This window comes from Devosia rhizoryzae (assembly GCF_016698665.1).
Classification (GTDB): Bacteria; Pseudomonadota; Alphaproteobacteria; order Rhizobiales; family Devosiaceae; genus Devosia; species Devosia rhizoryzae.
In genome coordinates this window covers 3,401,168-3,420,684 of the sequence record NZ_CP068046.1, presented here as the reverse complement: position 1 = coordinate 3,420,684, position 19,517 = coordinate 3,401,168, and the positions used below count along the sequence as shown (strand labels likewise).

15 protein-coding genes are annotated in these 19,517 nt (G+C 62.4%); 2 read left to right on the top strand and 13 right to left on the bottom strand.

What is annotated here, in order from left to right; genetic code table 11:
- Positions 1 to 75: 75 nt before the first annotated feature.
- Positions 76 to 1,107 (bottom strand): glycine betaine ABC transporter substrate-binding protein, encoded by a 1,032-nt coding sequence (locus tag JI748_RS16765; RefSeq protein ID WP_201633345.1) that lies wholly within the window; start codon positions 1,105 to 1,107, stop codon positions 76 to 78.
- Positions 1,108 to 1,328: 221 nt separating this feature from the next.
- On the opposite strand from JI748_RS16765, the gene JI748_RS16760 reads away from it, so the two are divergent.
- The gene (locus JI748_RS16760; RefSeq protein ID WP_201633342.1) at positions 1,329 to 2,531 is read left to right on the top strand and encodes an ABC transporter substrate-binding protein; all 1,203 of its coding nucleotides are present in this window, start codon (positions 1,329 to 1,331) and stop codon (positions 2,529 to 2,531) included.
- 104 nt (positions 2,532 to 2,635) lie between these two features.
- The gene (locus JI748_RS16755) at positions 2,636 to 3,562 is read left to right on the top strand and encodes an SDR family oxidoreductase (protein WP_201633340.1); all 927 of its coding nucleotides are present in this window, start codon (positions 2,636 to 2,638) and stop codon (positions 3,560 to 3,562) included.
- An 89-nt stretch (positions 3,563 to 3,651) separates the two neighbouring features.
- Here JI748_RS16755 and JI748_RS16750 read toward each other — a convergent pair whose 3' ends face one another.
- From JI748_RS16750 to JI748_RS16695, 12 genes are all read right to left on the bottom strand, one after another.
- Positions 3,652 to 4,971: a branched-chain amino acid ABC transporter permease gene (locus JI748_RS16750; RefSeq protein WP_233280567.1), complete on the bottom strand. Its 1,320-nt coding sequence runs from the start codon at positions 4,969 to 4,971 to the stop codon at positions 3,652 to 3,654.
- Positions 4,968 to 5,975, bottom strand: coding sequence for a branched-chain amino acid ABC transporter permease (locus JI748_RS16745; protein WP_201633337.1), 1,008 nt, complete (start codon positions 5,973 to 5,975; stop codon positions 4,968 to 4,970). The genes JI748_RS16750 and JI748_RS16745 overlap by 4 nt, the downstream gene beginning before the upstream one ends.
- A 3-nt stretch (positions 5,976 to 5,978) precedes the next feature.
- Positions 5,979 to 6,683 (bottom strand): ABC transporter ATP-binding protein, encoded by a 705-nt coding sequence (locus tag JI748_RS16740; protein WP_201633333.1) that lies wholly within the window; start codon positions 6,681 to 6,683, stop codon positions 5,979 to 5,981.
- On the bottom strand, positions 6,684 to 7,466 hold the full coding sequence (locus JI748_RS16735; RefSeq protein WP_201633330.1) for an ABC transporter ATP-binding protein: 783 nt from the start codon (positions 7,464 to 7,466) through the stop codon (positions 6,684 to 6,686).
- Positions 7,467 to 7,571: 105 nt separating this feature from the next.
- Positions 7,572 to 7,934, bottom strand: coding sequence for a methylglyoxal synthase (locus JI748_RS16730; RefSeq protein WP_201633328.1), 363 nt, complete (start codon positions 7,932 to 7,934; stop codon positions 7,572 to 7,574).
- 57 nt (positions 7,935 to 7,991) lie between these two features.
- Positions 7,992 to 9,731 (bottom strand): methyl-accepting chemotaxis protein, encoded by a 1,740-nt coding sequence (locus tag JI748_RS16725; RefSeq protein WP_201633325.1) that lies wholly within the window; start codon positions 9,729 to 9,731, stop codon positions 7,992 to 7,994.
- Between the two features lie 245 nt (positions 9,732 to 9,976).
- On the bottom strand, positions 9,977 to 11,974 hold the full coding sequence (locus JI748_RS16720) for a methyl-accepting chemotaxis protein (RefSeq protein WP_201633322.1): 1,998 nt from the start codon (positions 11,972 to 11,974) through the stop codon (positions 9,977 to 9,979).
- A gap of 183 nt (positions 11,975 to 12,157) precedes the next feature.
- Positions 12,158 to 14,248, bottom strand: coding sequence for a methyl-accepting chemotaxis protein (locus JI748_RS16715; RefSeq protein ID WP_233280566.1), 2,091 nt, complete (start codon positions 14,246 to 14,248; stop codon positions 12,158 to 12,160).
- Positions 14,249 to 14,416: 168 nt separating this feature from the next.
- On the bottom strand, positions 14,417 to 16,939 hold the full coding sequence (locus tag JI748_RS17460; RefSeq protein WP_233280565.1) for a methyl-accepting chemotaxis protein: 2,523 nt from the start codon (positions 16,937 to 16,939) through the stop codon (positions 14,417 to 14,419).
- Between the two features lie 184 nt (positions 16,940 to 17,123).
- A complete protein-coding gene (locus JI748_RS16705) occupies positions 17,124 to 17,513 on the bottom strand; it encodes a response regulator (protein WP_201633319.1) in 390 nt (129 codons plus the stop codon).
- Between the two features lie 93 nt (positions 17,514 to 17,606).
- Entirely contained in the window at positions 17,607 to 18,659 is a 1,053-nt protein-coding gene (locus JI748_RS16700) for a protein-glutamate methylesterase/protein-glutamine glutaminase (protein ID WP_325166884.1), read from the bottom strand.
- Complete coding sequence (locus JI748_RS16695) at positions 18,656 to 19,498, bottom strand: CheR family methyltransferase (protein ID WP_201633317.1); 843 nt, start codon at positions 19,496 to 19,498, stop codon at positions 18,656 to 18,658. Before JI748_RS16695 ends, JI748_RS16700 begins: the two co-directional genes overlap by 4 nt.
- Positions 19,499 to 19,517: the final 19 nt, after the last annotated feature.

Sequence of the window (19,517 nt, the reverse complement as noted above, 5' to 3'; positions counted from 1 at the left end):
GCCGGGTAGGTAGCAAGCTCCCATGACCGCCAGGTAACAAAGGCGGGCTGACCCTAGAGCATAGTTGCCGCAATCTTAATTGCGGGCGTCCAGCCACGTGCCCCAAAGCGCTCGCCGCTCGGCCACGAAGCGGTCGGCGACCGCCTCCGGCGTGGCGCCCTCTGCGGACAACTGGGCCAGAAGCGCGTTCATGTCTTCAAGCGTCATCGTCGTGCGCTGAAAGTAACTGGCGATAACCGGCATGTTGGTGAACACCCTTTCCGCCAGCGCGATCACCACCATGTCCTGCGGAAAAGCCGAAGGCTCGGGGTTGGCACAATCCCTGGTGCCAAGGCACTGCGCGGCTTCCTCAACATAATCACCCATGTCGAGCCCGACAAAGTCGAGTTGCGCCAAGACTGCATTGGGCTGCCAGTAATAGAAAAGGAATGGCTCGCGGCGGTTCACCGCTTCGGCGATCAGCCGGTCCATTTCCAGCCGGTTGGCGGGCTCAACGATCTCGACCAGATCGGCAATGCCCTGCGCGGTGATCAGATTGCGGTTGATCACCGAGCAGGCCCAATCGATCGGGCAGGAAATAAAGCGCAGCTTCTGACCCTCGGTCTCAAGGGTTGGCAGCACGGTGACCAGCGTTGCCGCCGTGGGCACCTCGGGCAGACCGGCGCCCATATAGGCGGGCATGAACCAGCCTTCAAAATCGGGCTCCGCATAAGTTGGCGCGGCGCTGCGCACCATCTGCGTGTCCATGGCGCCGTTCCAAACATCGGCGATGCGGTTGACCCACAGCTCGGGGGCAACGGCTGGCTGGCCGGTCGAACCCATGGAGGACGCCGTGGCTGCCAGATCCCCGGGCACGACTTGCACCTCGCACCCGAATTCTGCCCGCAGAATGCGGGAATGGATCTCTGCCAGAAGCGTCGCCGATGGCCAGCTCATGCGGACAATGGTGAGCGGCTGGTTGCCGCAAGGCGCGCCGGGCGCGGCTGCGGCGGCCTCCGGCGCGCCGCCTGCATCCTGCGCCTGATCCAGAACGGTCACCTGGCCCAGGGCTGGCGCGGCCAGAAACAGGAGGGCGAAAAGCCCCTGGAGCAAACGCTGTGCCGGCATGTGCATCCCCTTATTCCTTGCCCGGCAATTTATGCGGAATACCGTGCTGTTAAGCAACTGTGCGGGCAGTCGGATTTGGCGCGGAAACCCCGGTGACAAGCGCCTTGTGATTGTGCAAAGTCCCCTCCAGCGGGGCGCCCCATGGCGCCCCCGATATCGTTGCGCGCCAGAAGAAGGGGCCAAAAGGCCTGTCCGCGGGCAACCGAACCAGAGGGACGTCCATGTTCAAGAAAACCCTGACCCTTGCGGTCGCCGCCACCACCCTGACCATTGCCGCCCCGGCACTGGCCCAGGAAGCCAAGATCGGCTTTCTCGCCGACGTCACCGGCGGCATCGCCGGCTTCGCGCCCGGCATGGTCGACGGCGGCAACCTCGCCATCGCCAACATCAATGAACAGGGCGGCATTCTCGACGGCCAGGACCTGACCTCGGTTGTTGCCGACAGTGGTTGCGACGCTGGCACGGCCGGCCCGGCAGCCGACCGTCTGGTCAATGCCGAAAACGTCCTCGCCATTTTTGGCGGCTTTTGCTCCGGCTCCACCATTGCCGGCGCCAACGGCTCCGCGATTGCCGGCAATGTTGTGATGATCTCGCCCGCGTCGACCGCTCCGGCCGTTGCCGAACTCGAAGACAACGACCTGGTCTTCCGCAACGTCGTTCCGGACTCCATCCAGGGCGTCAAGGCCGCCGAACTGCTGATCGCCCAGGGCGTCACTGAAGTCGGCGTCACCTATGTCAACAACGATTACGGCTCTGGCCTTGCCACTGCGTTCTCGGACGCTTTCGCAGCTGGTGGCGGCACCGTGCTCGCCAGCGTTGCCCACGAAGACGGCAAGGCTGACTACCGTCCCGAAATTGGCCAGATCGAAGCAACCGGCGCCACCACGCTCGTGATTTACGGTTACGAAAATGCCGGCGGCGGCGCGATCCTCAACCAGGCTGTGGAAGCCGGTACGTTCGACCTCTTCATGGGCGGCGACGGCATGGCCGGCGATGCACTGCTCGCAACCCGCGACGCTGCAAACCTTGAAGGCATGATCCTGACCCAGGCTGCCGCCGCTGCCGGCCCGTCCTACGACGCGCTGGTCGCCCTTGCAGAAGCTGCTGACCAGGACCCGGCTGCAACCTATGTCACCAACTCCTACGACGCCGTGTTCCTGCTCGGCCTCGCAATTGAAAAGTCGGGCTCGCTCGACCGCGACGGCATCTCGGCTGCGCTGCGCGAAGTCGCCAATGCACCCGGCGAAACCATTCTTCCGGGTGAATGGTCCAAGGCCAAAGAACTGATCGCTGCCGGTACCGACATCAACTATGAAGGCGCTTCGGGCAACATCGAGTTCGATGACGTCGGCGACGTCGCCGGAGCCATCAACTACTTCGTGGTCGAAGGCGGCACCGTTGTGAACAAGGGCCTGATCGACTAATTTCGATCAAGCTGATCATTCCGAGGCCCGGGCATCCTGCCCGGGCCTTTTCGTTTCTGAACCATCCGCGCGGGCCTCCGTTCTCCAAACCCAAGGAGTTCCGCATGGCCATCACCGAACCCAAAGACATTCCTGACCTTTCCGGCAAGATCGCCGCAGTGACCGGTGCAACCGGTGGATTGGGCCTTGAAGCAGCGCGCATGCTGGCCGGCGCCGGCGCGCATGTCATCCTGATCGGGCGCAATCCTGACAAAACCGCCGAGGCGACGCGTGCCATTGCCGAGACCAGGCCCCGCGGCAAGCTTGCTTTCGAGCAGATCGACCTGGGTGACCTGGCATCAGTCGCGGCTGGCGCCGCCCGCATTTCAGCGCTTTATGAGCGCCTCGATATCCTGATCAACAATGCCGGCGTCATGGCGCCGCGCCAGCGCCAGACCACGGCCGATGGCTTCGAGCTTCAGTTCGGCACCAACCATCTGGCCCATTTCGCGCTGACCGGCCGCTTGCTGCCGCTGCTGCTCAAGGCGCAGGCGCCGCGCGTGGTCTCCGTTGCCAGCATCGCAGCCCGCTTCGGGCAGATCAATTTCGCCGACCTCCAGCATGAGCGCAGCTACAGCCCCATGAGGGTTTATGGACAGTCCAAGCTCTCCAACCTCTTGTTCATGCACGAGCTGGGCCGGCGCAGCGAGCAGTTTGGCTGGAACATAACCTCGGTCGCGGCCCATCCTGGCCTTGCGCGCACCAACCTCGTCGCCAATGGTCCCGGCGAAGGGGGAGTGGCCGGTGTTTTCGGGATGCTGCTCAACCCGTTATTCTCCCACTCCGCCGCCGATGGCGCCCTGCCGCTGGTCGTCGCGGCGACAGAACCGGGCGCCCGCAATGGCGACTATTGGGGCCCCAAGGACTTCATGGGCATGAAGGGCAAGCCTGCCCCGAGCAAGGAGCCGCGGGCCGCAAGCGATATGGCCGTCGCAGGCCGCTTGTGGGAGGAATCGGAGCGATTGACCAATGCGGTCTATCCCGTCGGATAGACCGGCAAGACGTTGAAGATCTTAGGATGAGCCCGGCTAAAGGCCGGGGCAACAATCGAGTTTATGACGACTCTGGATGTCAGCGAGGCTTAGCCTCGCCTCACCACTTCAGGCAAGAGGCCGCGCGGTGCATAGCGCAGCGCAAGGGTGATCACGACCCCGAGCACAAAGACGCGGGCCTGAAGCGCACGAGAGCTGATCTCGGGAATAGCCCCCCAACCAAGGTTTTCGCCCAGGGCGGAAAGGTTGAGGAAGATCAGCTGTGCCACAGGATCGGAAATGACCCAGACGATGTAGATCAGGAATGCGCCAAGCACGACGCCCCAGTTATTGCCGGCGCCACCGACGATCACCATCACCCACAGCATGAAGGTGTGATTGATCGGCTGGAAACCGGACGGGTCAAATATCTGGGTAAAGGTACTCAGGATTGCCCCGCCGATCCCCATCAGCACCGAACCGAAGATAAAGAGCTCAAGCTGGCGCCCGGTCACATCCTTGCCCATCGAACCGGCCGAAATGTGGTTGTCGCGGATGGCCCGCATCATGCGGCCCCACGGCGCGCCATAAGCGCGTTGTACAAGGACGAAGGCCACGGCCAGCACGATAACCGCGACCACCAGAAAGCTTAGACGCGCAAAGACGAAGCTGTCAGGGATGGAAAAACCCTGCGCCTGCAGCGCCTGCGGCAGTGGCGTCGGCCAAGGCATGGGCGAGACGGTCATGGTGCCGCGCGTCAGCCAGTCCATGTTCTTGATCAGCGCACGCAAGATTTCCGAAATGCCGATCGTCGCGATGGCAAGGTAATCGGTGCGCAGGCCAAGGCTGATTTTGCCGATGAAATAGGCGATGACCGCCGAAACGAGGCCACCAAAGGCCCAGCCCAGCATGGGATGAAGGCCAAGACCACCAACGAAACCGGCAGTGGATTCGATATAGGCGGCCGCCGGATCGATCTGAGTGCGGTAGATGATGTAACCGGCAAACCAGGCGAGAACGACAAGCGCGGTTTTCCACTTGCCGCGAATGCCGATGCGATCGGCGCGCCGTGCCAGCATCACAAGGGCGACACCGATCACGAAGGCGGCGAGCGCGCGGCCCAGCATCATCGGGCCATCGCTGTTCCAGAAGTCGGGATTAACGGGATAGGATAGGAACACCGTCGAGGCGCCGCCCACCATGAGGAAGCCCATGATGGCAAAGTTGAAAAGTCCGCCATAGCCCCATTGGATGTTGAGGCCAAGCGCGATCAGCGCAAAGGCGGTGGCCTGCACCAGGATTAGCGAGAGCGAAGCCGCGCCCTGGGTGATGCCGACAACGACGACAAGGACGAACATTGCCGCAAACAGCATCAGCCCGCGGCCAAGCATGGTATCGAGAAAGCGCGTCTGGGTGGAAGCAGCGCTCATGACGAGGCTCCCTTGAAGATACCCGTGGGCCGCACGAGAAGCGTAACCACGAGAATTACGAAGGCCACGGTCAATTTATATTCGGTCGGCACCAGTGCCAGGTTCGCCGGCAGCGCCATGCCCTCGGGCAGGATTCCGTTCAGCGGGCGGAGCACCGCAGTCCAGTTGAACACCGCCAGCGTCTCGGCAAAGGCGATCAGGAAACCACCCACGATTGCGCCATAGGTATGCCCCAGCCCACCAACGATCGCCGCGGCAAAGATGGGAAGGACAATGTTGAACGCTAGGTCCGGCATCAGCGCCACGTCGAGCGCCAGCATGGTGCCCGCAACGCAGGCGAGCGCACCCGCGATAATCCAGGTGACACGCACGACCAGAGCCGTGTTGATGCCCGAAACCTGAGCCAGTGGCGCATTGTCGGACATGGCGCGCATCGCTTTGCCGAGGCGTGAGCGGGTGAGGAAAAGGTGGAGCGCTAGCACCAGGATCGCCGTGACGACAAACATGATCAGCTGCGGCTCGGTGACGCTGATCGGGCGCGAACCGCCGGCCCAAGCCATGTCGAAGCGAAAGATGTCCTTGGTCTCGCCGGCCACATACATGGTCTGCGTGCTGGTGCCGAACACAAGGCGAATAAGGCCTTGCATCATCAGCGTCACGCCGATTGAAGCGATCAGCAGCGTTACCGGTTTGGCGCCGCGTGACCGCAAGGGCGCGTAAAAGCCCTTGTCGATGCCAAGCGCCAGTATGGCGGTGATCACCATGGCGACAGGCAGGACCACAAAGCCCATCGGCAGCGGCAGGATGATGCCGGCAGCGGCCAAAGCTGTGGCAAGGAGGAAGGAGATAAAGGCACCCAGGGTCATCATGTCGCCATGGGCAAAATGGGCAAAGCGCAGGATGCCGAAGATCAGCGTCACGCCGATCGCGCCCAGCGCATAGATCGAGCCGAGCACGGTGCCGGAAATAAGCACGCGGTTGATAAAGAAAATAAGTTCGTCCACGGCCTAGCCCCCCAGAAAGCTTTTGGCGACTTCGGGATCGGCGATCAGTTCGGGTCCGGTGCCAGTGAAACGATTCTGCCCCTGCGCGAGCACAAAGCCCTTGCTGGCGAAGGCCAGCGCTTGGCGGGCATTCTGCTCGACCATCAGGATGCCGACGCCTTCCTTGTTGACACGCTGGATGGTCTCGAAAATCTCGATCACATAGCGCGGCGAAAGCCCCGCCGATGGTTCGTCCAGCATCAAGAGGCTAGGCTTGCTCATCAGCGCCCGGCCCATCGCCACCATCTGCCGCTGCCCGCCGGAAAGCTCGCCCGCGGGCTGCCGCCGCTTCTCAGCCAGCACCGGAAACATCCCATAGACCCAGTTCATGGTCTGGCGGAAATCGTCGCGCCGCGTGAAGGCGCCCATTTCGAGGTTTTCCTCGACGTTCATAGAGGTAAAGACGTTCTTTTCCTGCGGCACGAAGCTCAGTCCCTTGGGCACGAGCTTGTCCGGCAGCGAATTGGCGATGTTCTCGCCACCGAAATCGATCGTGCCGCCGGTGACCTTGAGCAGACCGAAGATGGCCTTGAGCGTCGTCGACTTGCCGGCGCCATTCGGCCCGACGATCACACCGATATCAGTCTTTTCGATAGCGATGTTGACGCCATTGAGGATCGGCGCGCCGCCGTACCCGCCGACGACTTGCTTGAGTTCAATCAGGGCCATCTACGCCACCTCCACCGGAGTGCCGAAATAGGCCTCGACGATTGCCGGATTGGCACGGATTTCGGCCATCGGACCCTCGGCAATCTTTTCGCCCTGCGCCATGACGATCACCGGGTCGCAGAGCCGGCCGATCAAGTCCATGTCGTGCTCGATGACGAAGAAGGTGTAGCCGAGCTCACTGTTCATGCGCTCGATATTGCCGGCAAGATCGTTGAGCAGCGTCTTGTTGACGCCCGCCGCCACCTCGTCGAGCAGCACCACCTTGGCATCCACCATCATGGTGCGGCCAAGCTCGAGCAGCTTCTTCTGGCCGCCGGAAAGATTGCCGGCCAGCTCGTCGCGCACGTGGCCGAGTTTCAAAAAATCGATAACGTCGAGCGCCTTCTTGCGCACCTCGATTTCGCGCGACTTGACGAGACGCGGACGGAACCAGGTATCGATCAGATGCTCTCCCGGCTGGTCGCCCGGCACCATCATCAGGTTTTCGAGCGCCGTCATCTGGCCGAATTCATGCGCGATCTGGAAAGTGCGCAGCATGCCGACGCGGAAGAGCTCGAACGGCTTCCAGCCGGTCACGTCCTGACCGTCGAAGATTACCTGTCCCTCATCGGGCGTGATATTGCCGGCCACCATGTTGAACAACGTCGACTTGCCGGCGCCATTGGGCCCGATCAGCCCGGTGATGGAGCCGCGCCGGACCGACAGCGAGCAGTTGTTGACGGCCCGAAGACCACCAAAGCGTTTGGAGACGTTGCGAACGTCGATAACCAAGTCGGAAGACAAGTGCCTGAAAGCCCCGATTTCCTGAAGGGATGCCGCCCGGTTTAATCCCGGCAAATTTGCGGCATCTGTTCATAGTCAAGGCTGGTGGTCAACGTTTCCGTTCGGTCAAATGGCCGCAAGAACCGCGTCTGCTGTGGATTTGTTGTTGGCCAGCATGATGTCGTAGAGCGTTGCGAGCCGGGTCAGCGCCTTGACGTCCACATCATGCGGTTGCGCCGAAAGCGGATCGATGAAAAACACCAGCACATCGAGCCGCCCCTCGCAGATCATTGCGCCCAGCTGCTGGTCGCCGCCCAGCGGCCCGCTTTTCAGTAGCGTCACGGCGAGACCGGTCTCGGCCGTGACCCGCGCCCCCGTCGTGCCGGTGCCCCAAAGCTCGTGTTGCGCCAGCCGCGCCTTGTGCGTCTCGGCCCAGCGGCAGAGTTCGTCTTTGCGATCGTCATGCGCCACAAGGCCAATGCGTGCCATGAAAGTCTCCGTCGCGCCCTTGTGCCTCGCCACGGAGAAAAGGGCAATCGGGTCGCGCTAGGCTTCAAGCCACCCGCCACCGGATACCTTGACCAGACGCGGTCTTGCGGTCCGGGGCTCGGGCTTCTGGGCGGCAATGCGGAATACTTCCACGATCCGGTCGAGCTCGCCGGCCTGCGCTTCGGTCTGCTCGATGGCTGCATTGGTTTGCTCCACCAGCGCCGCATTGTGCTGGGTCATTTCATCCATCTGCCGGACGGCGATGGTGACCTCTTCGAGCGCACTCGACTGTTCGCGATTGGCGCGGGCGATGTCGTCGATCAGCCCGGCGCTTTCCTCCGCACCAAGCAGAATGTCGGAGAGCTTTTCGGCTGCCTTGCCGACAAGTTGCGCGCCCGCGCGCACTTCCCCGGCACTGGTCTCGATCAGCGCCTTGACGTCTGCCGAAGCGCCGGCGGCGCTTTGCGCCAAGCGCCGCACTTCGACCGCCACCACCGCAAAGCCTTTGCCTGCGTCACCTGCCCGCGCCGCTTCCACCGAGGCGTTGAGCGCCAGGAGATTGGTCTGAAAGGCAATGTCGTCGATCATGCCGATGATATTGGAGATCTTGCCCGAAGACGCTTCGATTGCCGTCATGGCTTGCGTGGCTTCGTTCATCACCGTGCCGCCATCGGTGGCGCTGCGGGCAACCAGCCGCGCCTTTTCGCTCGCTGTCGATGCGCGCCGCGCATTGTCGGTGACGGTGGTGGAAAGCTGCTCGACCGAAGCCGATGTCTCCTCGATAGTCGCGGCCTGCCGCGTCGTGCGGCTCGAAAGATCGTTCGCCCCGGCCAGAATTTCGGACGTGGCGGTGCGCAGCGCACCCGAAGCAGAGCGAAGGCTGGCGACAATCTCTTCAAGCTGCGTCAGCGAGGTATTGAAGGCCTGCCGCAACGCCTCGTACTGCCCGGTGAAACTGCGATCGATCCGGCCGCCCAGGTCCCCCTCGGCCATTCGGGCCAGCGAGGCGGTGAGTTCGGCAATGATCCCCTCCGAGCGCTTTCGTTCGGTTATGTCGGTGGCGAACTTCACCACTTTGACGATCTTTCCGCAGGCATCAAAGATTGGATTATAGGAAGCCTGGATCCAGATTTCCTTGCCGCCCTTGCCGAAGCGCTGGAACTCGGCGGCAACAAACTCACCTGCCCGCAGTTTCCCCCAGAAGCGCCGATAGTCTTCGGATTTGACATAAGCGGGGTCGCAGAACATGGCGTGGTGCTTACCCACGATCTCGTCGACCTCATAGCCGACTGTAGCCATGAAATTCTCATTGGCGTCGATCACCATGCCATCGAGGTCAAAGGCAATCACTGCCTGCACACGGGAAATGGCGTCGATCTGCGCCTGCCGGTCGGCCGCCTGCTGCATTTGCGCGGTGATGTCCGTGGCGAACTTGATGACCCGCACCGGCTTCCCGGACCGGTCCAGCACCGGATTGTAGCTAGCCTGGATCCACACTTCCCGCCCACCCTTGGCGAAACGCCGGTATACTGCCGACTGATATTCACCGCGGGCCAGCTGCGCCCAGAACGCCTTGTATTCGGGGCTGGCGGCAAGCTCTGCGTCGCAAAACATCGAATGATGCCGCCCAGCGACATCCTCGAACGCATAGCCCATGGCCTCAAGAAAGTTGTCGTTGGCGGTAATGATCGTACCATCGAGATCAAACTCGATGACCGCTTGGCTGCGCATCATTGCTGCCACCTTGGCGGCGTCGCTGCTGGCTGCGCCTGATCGGCCGAAAGATAAAATGCCCATTCCCAACACCCTATTGCCGCTCCGTTCTGCGGCATGGGCTCAAACTGGGCCACTTCTGGTTAACGGAGACCTGCCCCCGCTCTAGAGATTATCCGTAAGGACAAATTGTGATTTGTATTACTCTGAGATGAAGACGAACTACTTAGATCAATACGCTGAACTTCGCAAAACACGGACAATCCATTCTCCGCAAAAGAAAACGCCGCCCCTGGAGGCGGCGCTAAGCTTTGAAGGTGAGTGGGACCTTAGAATTCGGACCAATCTGCCGAAATGGCGGCATTGCCCTGGCTGAGGTAGGTGCGCGCGGCACTGCGAACGGTCGGGCTGCGCTGCGGGACCGCCACCGCTTCGGCAACCTCCACCGCGCTGCCTGTGCGGAACACCGCAACGATCCGGTCGAGCTCGGACGCCTGCGCTTCGGTCTGTTCTATCGCGGCATTGGTTTGTTCCACCAATGCTGCATTGTGCTGGGTCATCTCATCCATCTGCCGCACCGCGACGGTAACTTCCTCGATTGCCGAGGCCTGTTCGCGGCTGTCGCGGGCAATGCTGTCCATCAGGCTCGAATTGCTCTTGGCGGCATCCAGCATGGCGCTGAGCCTTGCGGCAGCTTCCTCCACGAGCCTGGTACCGCCGGAGACCTCGTTGGCGCTTTGCTCGATCAGCCCCTTGATATCGGCAGAGGCGCTCGCAGCCGATTGTGCGAGGCGCCGCACCTCCACGGCCACAACGGCGAAACCCTTGCCCGCATCGCCGGCGCGCGCCGCTTCCACCGAGGCGTTGAGTGCCAGAAGATTGGTCTGGAAGGCGATGTCGTCGATCAGACCGATGATGTTGGAAATCTTGCCCGAAGAAGCCGAGATGCGCCGCATGGCCTCGGTGGCCTTGCCCATCACCTCGCCACCCGCTTCGGCCGTCTGGCTCACCACCTGCGCATTGGCATTGGCATCGCGCGCCCGTTCCGAATTGTGGAGGACGGTTGAGGCAAGCTGCTCCATTGCCGCCGACGTTTCCTCGATCGTCGCCGCCTGCTTGGTGGTGCGCTCGGAAAGATCATTGGCGCCGGTGAGGATTTCCCCGGTTGCAGTCTTGAGCGCACGCGAGGTTTGTTTCAGCCCGTCGACAACCCCGGTCAGGGTCTCGGCAACCGTGTTGATGTGACTTTGGAGCGCTGCAAAGGCACCACGGTGTTCGCCCGTCATGCGCAGCGTGAGGTCCGTCTTGGCCAGTGCCGACAAGACCGTGCCGGCATCGCTGAGGCCGCCTTCGACACTCGACAAGACGCCATTGAAGTCGGCTGCAATGCGGTTGAGGTCGGGATCGTTGAAATGATCATCCATGCGGCGGCTGAAATCGCCGTCGCGCGACGCTGCAACCACCCGGTCGAACTGCTCCTGGAAATTGCTCATCATCTGCGCCCGTTCGCTGATGGAGCGGGCGCGCTGGCGCTCTTCCTCGGTCAGCGCTGCCACCGTGCGGGCATTTTCTTGGAACACGCGCAGCGTGCGCGCCATGGCGCCGATCTCATCCTTGTTTCCGGTAAAGTCGATCTGCCCATCGAGTTCGCCGTCGGCCAGCGCCTGCATGCTCCTGGTCAGGCCGCTGATGGGCCGCGACAGATGCACGGTGCCAAGATAACCCGCGCCGGCCATGCCAGCACCAAGCCCCACGATAATGGTCCCGATCAGGATAGACAGCATCTGCGACTGAAAGGCGTCGAGGTCGCTGCGAACGGTGCCCATCAACGTCTGGTCGCGCTCGACAACGGCATCGATCTCGGCCTGATAGGCCCGCCGATTGGCCCGATTTTCATCGGTATTGCCCTGCGCATCGGCATCCGCCGGGCTCACTTCGCGCCCGAGCCGCGCCGTTTCCATGCGGAACGCTCGAAATTCAGCCGTCCGGCTCACCACGGCGTCAAAGGCGGCCAGACCCTCGGCATCCACCTTTGGCCGCCAATCGGCGAGGACGGTATCGATCTTGTCCAGCGTACTGGTCAGCCCCTCGGCGAAAGGGGCAGCTTCTTCGGTGGTTTCCGAGGCATAGATGCCGCGCGCATCCATCACCACTGCCGTGACATAGCGGTTGAGCCGCTCGCCTAGATACGCGCGATCAGCAAGATTTTCGAGCTGATCAACGCGTTGATTATAGGCAAAAACCATGTTCGCGGCCATGCCGCCAATGACGATTGAGGCAAGGCCCATCAGCCCCGCCACGGCAAAAATCTTTGCCCGGATACGCATTCTCTTCGTCCTTCGTGGCCGGCGTCGCCGGTCCCCTGCAGGCCGGACACTCCCATGACCGTCTGCGCGCAACCCTCTGGCGACAAACTACCGGACCCGCATTAATCACGGGTAAACCATAGGCACCGACGAAAACGCCGCCCAGGGGGCGGCGTTCGGAGATTGGAAGACCGTAGCGTCCGGCTAGAACTCGGACCAGTCCGCCGCGATAGCCGCATTGCCATGGCTCAGATACGAGCGAGCCGCGCTGCGCATCTTTTCCGTTTCGATCCGCGGAGCGGCTTGGCGGCGCTGCACCGGTGCCGGAGCGGGTTCGCCTTCGGTCTCGTCTTCCGCGATGGTGAAGATGTCGACCACCCGGTCGAGCTCGGAAGCCTGCGCCTCGGTCTGTTCCATGGCGGCATTGGTTTCTTCCACCAGCGCCGCATTGTGCTGGGTCATTTCATCGAGCGTCCTCACGGCGACACCTACCTGATCGATCGCCGCCGCCTGTTCCTGGCTCGCCTTGGCGATCGATTGCATCAGCTGCGCATTGGCCGACACTTCGCCCAGCATGTCGCGCAGCTGCCGCGCCGCGCTCGACACCAGGTCCGAACCACCCTTGACCTCACTGGCGCTGGCCTCGATCAGCGCCTTGACCTCCGAAGAGGCCTGCGCCGCCGACTGGGCCAGACGCCGCACTTCCACGGCCACCACGGCAAAGCCTTTGCCGGCATCCCCCGCCCGCGCCGCTTCCACCGAGGCGTTGAGCGCCAGAAGATTGGTCTGGAAGGCGATGTCGTCGATCATGCCGATAATGTTGGAGATCTTGCCCGAGGATTGGGTAATCCGCTCCATTGCCGCATTGGCCTGGTCCATCACCTCGCCGCTGCGCGACGCATTGGTCGAAACGGCATTGGCGCTCTTGTTGGCATCGTCTGCCATGCGCGCGTTCTGGGCGACGGTGGTCGCCAGCTGTTCCATCGCTGCCGAGGTTTCCTCGATCGTTGCGGCCTGTTTGGTCGTGCGCTCGGAAAGATCGTTGGCGCCGGACAAGATTTCTCCCGTGGCAGTCTTGAGCGCCCGCGAGGTGACGCGCAGCGACCCGATCACATCGCTGAGCTTTTCAGCCACCGCATTGGTGTCTTCCTTAAGCTTGGCAAAGGAGCCCTGGTAATCGCCGACCATGCGCTGGGTGAGATCGGCATGCGCCATGGCCGCCAGCACCTGCCCGGTTTCGGTCACGCCGCGATCCACCGTTTCCACCAGCGCATTGACGCTGCCAGCAAGGCTGTTGAGCTCGCGATCCGGGAACTGCGCATGAACGCGCTTGGAAAAGTCGCCGGCAATCGCCGCGTCCACCACTTCGCCGAACGCCGCCTGCAGCGCCACCATCATGTCGGTGCGTTCGATGCGGCGGCGCTCGGAAGCGGCGCGTTCTTCCTCGCTCATCGTGCTCATCTTGAGACCATTGTCGCGGAACACCTCGACCGCCCGGGCCATCTCGCCCACTTCATTTCCGCGGTGGCTGAACGGCACTTCGGCTGAATAGTCGCCAGCGGCGATCTCCTTCATCACGCCGGCAAGCTTGGGAATGGGGCGCATCATCTGCCGCGACAGCGCCCAGCCGATCGCACCAAGAACAACGAGCGTCGCCGCGCCCACGATCAGGATCAGGCGCAAGGTGTCGTAGATGATGCCGTCCACATGGGCATGGTCGATGCCCACGAAAAGCAGAGCCAGCGGCTTGCCCGACTTGTTGAGGATCGGCTGATAGGCAGCGTAATAGGTCTTGCCGAGGATGGTTTCTTCGCCGAAATAGGCGAGGCCTGCTTCGGCCTGCGCGATTGCCGGGGAGTCCGCCGCAAGTTCAGTGCCCACTGCCCTGTTGCCGTCGGCATCGGCAAAGGTGGTCATCTGCATGATATATTGCTGGCTCTCTTCGTTGAAGACGTAGAGAGATGTCGCCTCGCCGGTAATGCGGCTGATCGCATCGGCAATCTCGTTGCCGCTGAAACGCCCCGGCATGCCATAGGTCGAGATGCCCAGGATCTCGCTGCCGTCCTCGGACCACAGGACTTCCGCACCCGGCAGCTTGCTTTCCAGGATCGTCGCCGCAGTTTTGAGGTTTACGACCTGCTGGCGCTGGGCCGTGGACTCCGTTGAGGCTGTAAGATTGACGAATATTGCCGTGCTGACCACAGCGATCGAGACGGTTATCGCCGAGACCACCAGAGCCGCGATCATGGTCGTCAGCTTCGTGTTCGCCAGGCTCCGGCCTATCCACTTCAACATGGCTTTTCTCCCCCAAGATTCAAACCAATGTGGCGCCTTCCCGCGGCGCAATGTGACGACAATAGATCAAGCCGCTTAAGGCAGTGTTATCCTTAAGCGCCGCCTCTAGTCTGCGCTGCAAAGCAAAAGGGCGCCCTCGGCGCCCTCTGTTTGGACTTCTTGAGTAGATCAGAACTCGTTCCAGTCCGCATCCACGGCAGCATTACCCTTGCTCAAATAGGAGCGAGCGGCCGTCGAAAGCTTTGCCTGCAATCCTCGGGCGCCATCGGCGAGCGACTTGACCGGGCCCGGCGCCGCTGAAGCAAGTTTGGCAGGCGCCGGCGCGCGTTCTTCGAGCGCAAAGATATCGACAATGCGGTCGAGCTGGGCGGCCTGTGCTTCGGTCTGCTCGATCGAGGCATTCATTTCCTCGACCAGGGCCGCATTGTGCTGGGTCATCTCGTCCATGGTGCGGACGGCGGTATTGACCTCTTCGATCGAGGCTGCCTGTTCGCGGCTCTCATGGGCGATCCCGTTCATCAGCGCGCTCGACGCGCGGGCGGAGCTCAGGATCTGCTCGAGACGCTGCGCGGCATCGGCCACGAGGCGCGAGCCGCCCTTGACCTCGGTGGCGCTCTGTTCGATCAGCGCCTTGACCTCGCTCGAGGCCTGCGCCGCCGATTGCGCCAGGCGCCGCACTTCCACGGCGACCACCGCAAAACCCTTGCCGGCCTCACCCGCCCGTGCCGCTTCCACCGAAGCGTTGAGCGCAAGGAGATTGGTCTGGAAGGCGATATCGTCGATCAGCCCGATGATGTTGGAGATCTTGGCAGACGACTGGGTGATGCGCTCCATGGCATCGGTCGCTTTGCCCATGACCTGCCCGCCTTCTTCGGCCGTCTGCGTTACCCCGCGTGCCACCGTTGAGGCTTCCCGCGCCCGCTCGGCATTCTGCAAGACGGTGGACGCCAGTTGCTCCATGGCCGCTGACGTTTCCTCGATGGTCGCTGCCTGCTTGGTGGTGCGCTCGGAAAGATCGTTGGCGCCGGAAAGGATCTCGCCCGTCGCGGTCTTGAGCGTCCGCGACGTATCCCGCAGCTGGCCTACAATATCGGTCAGCTTGTCGGCCACGGCATTGGTGTCGGCCTTGAGGCGCGCGAACGCGCCTTGGTAGTCGCCTTCCATGCGCTGCGTGAGATCGGTATTGGCCAAAGCCGAGAGCACGGTGCCAGTCTCGGACACGCCGCGATCGACCGTTTCCACCAATCCATTGACGGAACGCGCCAGCGTATTGAGTTCGTCATCGGGGAACTCGGCATCGACGCGGCGCGAGAAATCCCCGGCAATTGCCGCATCCACGACCTGACCGAAGGCGCGTTGCAGGTCCCGCATCATGGCGGCGCGTTCGGCCTGCGTCGCGATGATCCGCGCTGCCTCCGCTTCGGTCATTTCGTTGACCTTGAGCGCATTCTCGCGGAACACTTCCACCGTTCGCGCCATCGCGCCGATCTCGTCGTGGCGGTGTTGACCGGCGACATCGACCGAGAGGTCGCCATTGGCCAGGGCCTCCATCGTATCGGTGAGGCGGCTGAGCGGCCGGCTGATGGAGCGGGCAAAGAAGAACCCCAAAAGCGCGGCGATCGCGAGCAGTATGCCTCCGACCAGAAGCGTCATGTTGCGCATCTCGACCACCGGCGCAAAGGCCTCCTGCTCGGGTTGCACGGCGGCTACCGCCCAGGTGACGCCATCGACATTGACTGGCTCGGCATCCACCACCATGGGCGCGCCGCGATAGTCATAGCTCATGCCCTGCGCGCTGCTGCCCCCGAGCGCCGCCGTGATGGCATCGGCCATAAACGGGGTCGCCAGAACGTCGGCCTCAGCGGTTTGCGGCGACTCGGTGCGCAGCAGCCCGTCGCTGCCCACGACCACGACTTCCCCGGTCTGCCCCAGTCCCGAAAGGCCCGAGACCAGAGCGCTCACCGCGTCGGGCGAAATGGACAAGACCATGACGCCGGTATTTTCTTCCTTTTCATAAACCGGCATCACCATGAAGCTCTGCGCGCTGCTTGTCGGGGCATAAAGGGAGAAGTCGACAAACGCCGCTTCCCCGTCGGCAAGGTCCTTGCCCGCCGCAAAAGCCCGGCCAAGCCCGCTTGCGGCCGCAGCCGCATCGGTCACCACATTGGTGGCAAAGTCCATGTTCTTGGCCACCGAATAAACCACATCGCCCGCGGCGCTGATCAGCAGCACGTCTGAATAGGCTCGCTCCTGCATCAGCGTGCGGAAACCGGGATGGAAGCGCTTGTGCGGCGCGTCATACATGGCGCCCTTGATATTGCTGTCGACCGCCGCCCGATCCTCTGGATTGGGGCTCTCGGTGACATAGGCAGCCTGCAGCTGCGCCCCGGCCCGTTCCTGCAGCCCCATGCGCATTTCATCAACGGCGCGGGTGAGGTTCTTGATTGCGGTGACGGTATCGGACCGCTGCACGAACAGCCTGAGGTCCACCTCGGCGCTGGAGTAGTAATTGCTGACCAGCGACGCCGCCGTGTTAAGTGAGGCCTGCATCGATTGGTTGCGTTGCTGATCGACGGTGCCCAGCCCGATCAGGTAGCTTGCAATGCCCACCCCAGCGCTGACCACCAGGGCCGACCCGACCAGCGCGAGCGGCAACTTCTGCGCAATCCTAAGATGCGGAAACAAACCCATGACTATCTTTCCCCCACGTCGCCTCTGGCGACTACCGGCTTTGCGCCGGAACTTGTGGGAACGATACAATTGGCCGATTAATCACTTCTTACGGATAAATCCGGACGCACAAATTGTAGGCAGGGAAAAGCAGAACGCCCCGGCTGGAGAGCCGGGGCGTTCGCAAGAAAATTGCCGGTCTGAATCAGGTCAGCGCGCCAATCACGGCTTCGATGCGCTTTTTCATCGTCATCGCGTCGAACGGCTTGATGATGTAGTTGTTGACGCCGAAGGAAATGGCTTCCTTGACCTGCTCCTTGTCGGAGCGGCCGGTGGCCATGATAAACGGCATGGTCTGCGTCCGCGGATGCTTGCGGATCACCTTGAGGAGGGTCAGCCCGTCGATATCGTCCATGTTCCAATCGGAAATGATGAGATCGACATTGCTCTTTTCGAGCTTGCCCAAGGCATCGCGGCCGGACTTGGCCTCGATGATGTCCTTAAAACCCAGCTGATTGAGAATATACTTGGCGATACCGCGCATCGACTGCTGGTCATCAACGATCAGGACGCTGACTGCGCTTGCTTTTGGCATGGACTCATTACCTTTTCCGACGCCTGGGCTCTTGGGCCCGCACTGACGCCGACACTAAGGTTCAAGCGTTACAAATCTCTCAACCTGGTCCGCTCAAGCTGCCGACTTGAGCCGAACCAGGGCATTGGCCAGACGCGAGGCGATCTGCTCCACCGGCGCCTGCTCGATCACCGCACCTTCCTCGAAGGCGACGCGCGGCATGCCGTAAACCAGTGCCGAAGCCTGGCTCTGCCCCACCGTATAGGCGCCCGCGTCACGCATCAGCTTGAGCCCCCGCGCCCCGTCCCGGCCCATGCCGGTGAGAATGGCACCCACCGCCATCGGACCGACCGTTTTGGCGACCGATTCAAACATCACGTCGACGCTGGGCCGGTGCCCGCTTTCGGGCGCTTCCTGCCCCAACCGGCACTTGAGCTGGCCCGACGAGCGCTCGACCCGCAAATGGTAGTCGCCGCGCGCCACATAGGCATGGCCCGCCAGAAGCGGCATGCGGTCCTCGGCCTCCATCACCTTGAGCGCGCAAAGCTCATCAAGCCGCGCCGCAAAGCGCCCGGTAAAGCCCGGCGGCATGTGCTGGGCGATCACCACCGGCGGGCAATCGGCCGGCAGAGAACCGAGAACTGTCCGGATTGCCTCGACGCCCCCGGTCGAAGCCCCGATCGCGATCAGCGACCCTTCGGGCGCCGCAGCGCTACGCACCGGCACCTTCGGCGCCTCGGCCCGGCTGGCCGAACGGCCCCGCACATCCGACTTGGCCGCCGCCCTGATCTTGTCGCGCAGGCCCGCGCCGAACGCATCGAGCCCGCCGGCAAATTCGGCGCTAGGCTTGGCCACGAAATCCACCGCCCCTAGTTCCAGCGCCAGAAGCGTTTCGCTCGCGCCGCGCTTGGTCAGCGTCGAGACCATCACCACCGGCGTCGGCCGCAACCGCATCAGCTTTTCCAGAAATGCCAGACCGTTCATGTTCGGCATCTCGATATCGAGCGTCACGACGTCGGGATCGAGCGTCTTGATCTTCTCGCGCGCCTCGATCGGGTCCACCGCCGTGCCCACCACGGTGATATCGCCATCGCGCGTCAGCATGCGCCCGAGCACCTCGCGGATTAGCGCCGAGTCGTCGACGACCAGAACCTTGATGCTCATCATGCAGCTCTTCTGTTCAGTTTTTCTCGAGACTGGTAGATAGTCTTGCCCACCAGCCGGAAACCCTCGCCACCCGATCCGAGATTTTCGGAGTGGCCGATGTATAAAAAGCCTTCCGGCGCCATCATCCCGGCAAAACGGCCGAAGACTTCGCCTTGAGTCGGCTTGTCGAAATAGATCGCGACATTGCGGCAGAAGATGGCGTCGAACGGCCCCTTCATCGGCCAGGCCTGGATGAGGTTTAGCGGCTTGAACGACACCAGCTCCCGCGCCGCCGCCGGAATGATCAGCGAGCCGTCGCTGCCGCGCTCGAACAACCGCGCCCGCTCGGCGCTGAGCCCCGAAAGCTCGCTCTCCGGATAAACGCCCTTCGCAGCCTTGGCGATCACCGCCGTATCGATGTCGGTGGCGAGAATCTTGAAATCCCAGCGCCGCAAATCCGGGAAAGCCGCCAGCAAGTCCATGCCGATAGTATAGGGCTCCTGCCCCGTCGAGCAGCCCGCCGACCAGATGCGCAGCCGCGTGCCGCGCGGCCGCTCCGACAGCAGCGTGCCGATATAGCTGCGAAGATGATCGAAATGGTGATCCTCGCGGTAGAAGCGCGTCAGATTGGTGGTCAGCGCGTTGACGAAATCCTGCCCATCTTGCGCCGAACCGCCGCGTTCGAGATAATCGACATAGGCATCAAAGCTTTGGAGCCCCAGCGTCCGCACGATCTTGGAAAGCCGCGACAGAACCAGGGTTTTCTTGGCATCGCTGAGCGAAATACCGGCGACCGTGTAGACGCGCGCCTTGATCCGCGCGAACTCACGCTCGCTGAGGGAGAACTCTCCCTGTTCCATGCAACTACCCCTCTGCGCC